We start from the raw sequence: 5356 nt of genomic DNA, 5'->3' as shown, positions 1-5356 counted from the left end.
CGGGGCCCCAGTGGAAAGCGCCAGGCGCTTTCCACTGGGGCCCCGGGACTCGGCAGCGGAGAAGCCGGAATCAGAAGAGAAAGCGGACATTTCTACTTTGGAGAAAACCGGACATTTGTACTTTGGGCCGACATCGCGTGAAAACGGGGCTTCTTTCTCCTATAGACACCTCCTTCTCTTACGTGGCGAGAAGCTCGTCGCCATTGGACATGCCCCGCGTCTCCTCTCTCTAGTTGCAGTGTTCAACGTTCTCTGGCGGTGAGAAGTCTGGGTTGCATCTGTGCTGGAATGCAAAGGCATGAATGCAAGCAGAGTGAGCACCCCATCCCGAGAACATCCGCCACCCATCGGATGTTGCGACCAGCGGCAAGCGCGACCTCAAGTCCCCCGACCCATGATCCAGAATGAAGGCCGCGGTGGCGGATGCTCTCCAGGCACCCCAACGGAAGGGGTCTTCCGTCCGCGCGGAAAGAACTTTCCCATTCGCCACCGCTCCATGCTCCTAAATGCCTGAAAGTACTAGGGCGACGCAAGTGGCACGAGTCTTGCTGCATGAATTCGCAGGGAAGGGGAACCGCCACCAGGCGGTTTCTCTTCCCCTTTTTATTGGTCGACTCGGCCGTCTTGGCGGGGCTTTCGCTTCCGACATTGCCGAGGATTCTTGTTGCTTCTCACTGTTGCTTCTCACTGAAAGGGTATTTCCCGTGAAACGATTCGCTCTCGTGGTTGCGCTCGTCGCATTCGCTCTTCCCATCACCGCTCAGGCGCTCACGTACACTCACGACCTCACCGTAACCGGCAACTTCTCGGGTAACGGTCAGATCGAGTTGAACAACCCAACGGGCAACACCGTCGCGAACGTGGTTGGCTTCAGCTTCACGGTGACCAGCAGTGCGGGCGGGTTGCCCACGCCCACCACCTTCACCCTCGCCGACATCGCCTCACTCTCCTGGTCGGGTGCAGACTCGACGTTGTCGCTGATCCTGGAATCCACTCCCGTCGGTGTCCTGGGGCTGGTTCTCCAGGCCGCCCCAGGCGCTCCTCTCGGGAATGTGTGCGGCGCTTTTGGCACCAACGACGGTTCGACCTATTGCAGTTCCGGCGGTGGGGGTTCGATCTTGGTCGGTAACAGCACACTGGTAACTAGTGCCGTCCCCGAACCCGGTGCGGGTCTCCTGCTGGTGATGGGCCTTGCGGGCCTCGCGTTGTCCATGCGGGTGCGTCTTGAGAATTTCGGCTTTCCTCGGGTTCGTGATGGGAGCGCGTTCTCGAACTTCTAGTTTGGTGTGTTCCCTGGGGAGAAAATTCAGATGCAGATTCGAAATATGGTTAGGACCACCCTCCTGTCTCGGTACTGACCCTCGTAGCGGGCGCCGCGAGCGCGCTTCCGCTGACGCTCGCGAATACGTCGGTCGCCTTCACGGTTGGGACCGCTTCTGGAACGATCGACTTCGTGGGCTGGACGGAAGGGACGCCGAGCGGCGGCTCGACCCTCGGCGGCACCGTTGGCGCCTCCGATGACGTGCTCGCGTTCACGATCACGATGGATCCCGGCACTGGGCTCAATGCGTTCGCGCTCTCGATCCTTCCGGAGTTCAATCCGTTGCCTGACTTCGTTTCACCGACCGGCGGCGGTACCGTTGCCGGAGGCGGGACGGACGTCGTCTCCGCGGTCGTGACCGACTCGGTGCTCTTCGGATTCAGCGGCGGATCGCTCGCTGGGAACGCCACGAGTGACGTCCTCTACGCCTCGTTCCCGACGACCGTCGACGGCCGAACCCTGGTCTTCATGGTCGACTCCGGGCCGACAGTGGACTACGAAACGGAGATCTCGGCCGTTCCCGAGCCGGGAACCGCGCTGCTTGTGGGCGGCGGGCTGCTGATTCTCGGATATCGGCGTCGCTGATCGAGCCCGTTCCGGACCCATTTCCCCCGCTATCCGTCTGCCAGATGATGCGCATGCTTGGGCGCTGCGCCAGAACGCAGCTTCTTTTCCGGGTCTTCCGGAGAATCAGTGGGTCGAATCGAAGGGGTGCGTAGCCTCGGCTCGACTGGTTCGGCTTCCTCTGCCTATGCCGTTCCCTCCGCCACGAGCTGTCGGTAGGGAAACGGCTGGCCACGGGCGACGCGCTGCAGGACGAAGCCGAAGAGTTCGCCCTCGCGCCAACGGCGATCGAAACGGTAGCTGAACTCGGCGAGATAGCGGCGCAGGTGCTTGTGGCTGACGCCGTGGAACGTACCGCGCAGCCAGGTCTTGAGGTTCGAGATCACCACATGGGCCCATGGAAGAATCTCGGCTGCGTTCGCGGGCTCGCCCTGGGCGACGGGATCATGATCTTCTTCGGGGCTCCCGAGGCCACGAGTGACCGGGGCCATGCGCTCCGCGCCGTGCGCATGTCGCTGGCGATGCAGCGACGCATGTCGGAGCTGCGAGAGAAGTGGTACACCGACGGCATCCAGACGCCCTTTCGCATTCGAATCGGCATCAACACCGGAGTTGCGAGCGTCGGCGACTTCGGCTCCGAGGGCCGAACGGCCTACTCGGCGATCGGGAACCAGACCAATCTCACCGCACGTATCCAGGACTACTGCGAACCGGGCAAGGTTTTGATCAGCCACACGACCTGGGCGCTCGTGAAGGATCAGATCTCGTGCGAGGGCGCATAGGTAGATCAAGAGGGATTTTCCTCTGTCCGGCCATGTAGAGGGATGGCAAAGCGCCCGAATTCGGGAGCGATCAGGCCCGATCCGGGACAGCATCATCCAGAAGAGGCGCGGCAGGGAAGCGTAGGAGAAGCCGTCCGAGGCACCCAGGTCCGCCCGGTCGCCGCGAGCGGTGGAGCCCCAGACCCGGTCGCGAACTGGCCCGAGATCTTCATCGCGGGAGCGGCCAGTCGCGTCGTGATCCATGATGCTGGAGAGCAAACCGACGAACGGTACCTGGGCGGAACTCATCGTGTTGCCCACGGGCGCTCGACAGCATTCCGTGTACCAGCGGTAGAGGCCGCCATCGTTGAGTTGCATGCAACGCAGCTGGTCCGCACCCTCGGTGATCTGGATTCGCGAAGGCGTCGTCTGGAAGATGTCGCTTCCGCCATGCTCATCGAGGACTTCGTCAGCCCGCCCCAGGAAGAAGGCGAAGGCCTGGCAGCTCTTGCAATAACACAGAGCCCGGTTCCCTGCGGCTGGCGACATGCCTCGGGCGACCCCCTGCAAGGAGCCACAGGTGCAACGGAGCGGAATGTCCTGAGCCATTGGAGCGAGCATATCCCAATCTGGAGTGCTCAAGAAGTGGGACCGGGATCAACCCAGCAAGCCGGGTACGCAGCGCAGTGTCGCATCGACCAGCGCCTCGCAGCGATCGCCTACCCCGGCCCCTGCACACATGAAATTCGGGCTGTAGCTGAAGGAGAGATCCGCTTCCGGATCGCAGAACCCGATGGCCCCGCCTGCGCCAAGATGGCCGAACGAACGTGGGTTCGGAGTGAAGTGCATTCCGGCCTCCGGGTCTGGATAGGAGCTCAGGAAGAAGCCCAGTCCGTACCGGAACTGGCGAAGGGTGAGGTCGCAGGTTCCCTCCCAGGCGGGCTTTCGCAGCTCGTCGATCAGCTCGGGCGAGAGAAGCCGAACTCCGTCGATCTCGCCACAGCCGGCCAGCGCAGCGTAGATCCGTGCGATGGAACGAGCATTCCCGTGGCCGTTTCCGGAGGGGAAGACGGCTTTCCTGAAGACGTCCGAATTCACCAGGCCCCGGATCTTGGGCTGGGGGCGCCACGCGCGGTTCAAGTTCGTGCCCGGGGTCGCCATCTCCTTGAACGTCGTGCTGCCACGATTGGGGATGAGATCGGTGACGCGGAGGATGTCCTCGTCGGAGAGCCCGTACTGGAAATCGACACCCAGGGGATCGGCAATCTCTTCTGCGAAGAACGCATCGAAGCGCCTTCCATCGACCCGCCCTAGGACTTCACCGAGCAGGAACCCCTGCGTGCTGGAATGATAGGCGCCGCGCGTGCCTGGCTCCCATTCGGGCTTCTGCTTGGCGAGCGCCTCCACCATCACGTCCCAGTCGAAGATCGAGTCGGCCGGCGCGTGATCCGGGTACATCAACCCCGCCTGCCCACCGAGGATCTGGCGAATCGTGGTCTTTTCCTTTCCGGCCTGAGCGAACTCGGGCCAGTAGGTGGCGACCGGCGCCTCGAGTGCGACCGCACCCCGATCCACCAGCTGAAGCAGGCAGAGCGCCGCCATCGATTTGCCGACCGACATCATGCAGACGATCGTGTCCTCGGCCCAGGGCTCCCGGGTCTCGGGATCGACCACGCCGCCCCAGAGATCCACGACCTTGGAGCCATCCTTGTAGACGCTGACCGCGGCACCCACTTCGGAGCGCTCCGCGAAATTTCTCGAGAACTCCTCCCGCACGCCTGCAAAGTGAGGATCGCAGCTACCGCTGATTCTTACCGATTCGCCATTCGACACGGTGGCTCCTCCCTTTCGATGGGTTGCGTGCCAACTCCGAGCAGATCAATCGCCCATCATCCGATCGATCCCACGCTCGACGAGGGCACCGGCAACCCAGGATGCCACAGGGATCAGCATCGTGAGCCCAAATTGGCGAAGCACCCGCGCGTCGAAGGGCCACTCGCGCAGGCCGGCAATGCGATCGCGGTAGGCGAGAAGTTCGACGATGGAGAGGGAATCAGCTTCGTGCGCGATGGGCGAGCCCGCCATCGCGCTGCGGTCACCGCGGATCGCGAGGCTGATACGACCCTGCTCCTCGCGCTTTGCCTCCCGGATCGCAGCGTGGATTCCCAGTGAAGGAACGACCATCGCCGCGGCCCCGAGGATCCAGGTAGGAGCGAAGAGCGCGAAGGCGAACAAGAGCTCCGCGCCCACGTCTCGACTCAAGAGGAGCAGCAGCACGGGAAATGCCGAAGCCCCCAGCAGGGAGGACGCAAGGCGCAGACCGAAATGTGAGAACGGAGCGAGGGCATCCAGTTCAAGCACTTCGACCTCGACGCCGCTCTGTCCAAGACGCCGGAAGATCTGCATCGCACGAGCACCGAGATACAGCACCGGAACCAAGATGAACCACAAGATCGCGCTCTGGGTCAGGAAGGCCGCGCTTGCCGGGCTGAGGCCCTGCTCCCGCAGGGCAACCCCCGATAAAGGCCCGTTGGCTGCCCGGGAACGGGCCTGATCCCCCCCCCTCGGCATGTCGGCCCAAAGTACAAATGTCCGGTTTTCTCCAAAGTAGAAATGTCCGCTTTCTCTTCTGATTCCGGCTTCTCCGCTGCCGAGTCCCGGGGCCCCAGTGGAAAGCGCCTGGCGCTTTCCACTGGGGCCCCGGGACTCG

Annotated in this window: 6 protein-coding genes; 3 read left to right on the top strand and 3 right to left on the bottom strand. The window is 63.0% G+C overall.

The features are described 5' to 3' along the window. The first annotated feature begins 704 nt into the window (after positions 1-704). Together GY937_05070 and GY937_05065 are read left to right on the top strand one after the other, a co-directional pair. The gene (locus GY937_05070; GenBank protein MCP5056082.1) at positions 705-1280 is read left to right on the top strand and encodes a hypothetical protein; all 576 of its coding nucleotides are present in this window, start codon (positions 705-707) and stop codon (positions 1278-1280) included. Positions 1281-1453: 173 nt separating this feature from the next. After that, entirely contained in the window at positions 1454-1906 is a 453-nt protein-coding gene (locus GY937_05065) for a PEP-CTERM sorting domain-containing protein (GenBank protein ID MCP5056081.1), read from the top strand. Between the two features lie 164 nt (positions 1907-2070). Here GY937_05065 and GY937_05060 read toward each other — a convergent pair whose 3' ends face one another. Further along, complete coding sequence (locus GY937_05060; protein ID MCP5056080.1) at positions 2071-2376, bottom strand: transposase; 306 nt, start codon at positions 2374-2376, stop codon at positions 2071-2073. Here GY937_05060 and GY937_05055 point away from each other — a divergent pair. Continuing rightward, positions 2332-2667 carry an adenylate/guanylate cyclase domain-containing protein gene (locus tag GY937_05055; GenBank protein MCP5056079.1) on the top strand — a complete coding sequence of 112 codons (336 nt, stop codon included), beginning with the start codon at positions 2332-2334 and terminating at the stop codon, positions 2665-2667. The genes GY937_05060 and GY937_05055 overlap by 45 nt on opposite strands. Before the next feature lie 636 nt (positions 2668-3303). Here GY937_05055 and GY937_05050 read toward each other — a convergent pair. Together GY937_05050 and GY937_05045 are read right to left on the bottom strand one after the other, a co-directional pair. Continuing rightward, complete coding sequence (locus tag GY937_05050) at positions 3304-4479, bottom strand: beta-lactamase family protein (protein MCP5056078.1); 1176 nt, start codon at positions 4477-4479, stop codon at positions 3304-3306. 45 nt (positions 4480-4524) lie between these two features. Further along, entirely contained in the window at positions 4525-5217 is a 693-nt protein-coding gene (locus GY937_05045) for a hypothetical protein (GenBank protein ID MCP5056077.1), read from the bottom strand. Positions 5218-5356 lie beyond the last annotated feature (139 nt).

This window comes from bacterium, from assembly GCA_024228115.1.
Lineage (GTDB): Bacteria > Myxococcota_A > UBA9160 > UBA9160 > UBA6930.
This window is presented reverse-complemented; position numbering and strand designations above follow the sequence as displayed.

Bases quoted from the DNA above. Each gene is read 5' to 3' on its own strand.
- GY937_05055 (MCP5056079.1), top strand. From the start codon at position 2,332: ATGATCTTCTTCGGGGCTCCCGAGGCCACGAGTGACCGGGGCCATGCG.
- GY937_05060 (MCP5056080.1), bottom strand. From the start codon at position 2,376: ATGGCCCCGGTCACTCGTGGCCTCGGGAGCCCCGAAGAAGATCATGAT.
- GY937_05045 (MCP5056077.1), bottom strand. From the start codon at position 5,217: ATGCCGAGGGGGGGGGATCAGGCCCGTTCCCGGGCAGCCAACGGGCCT.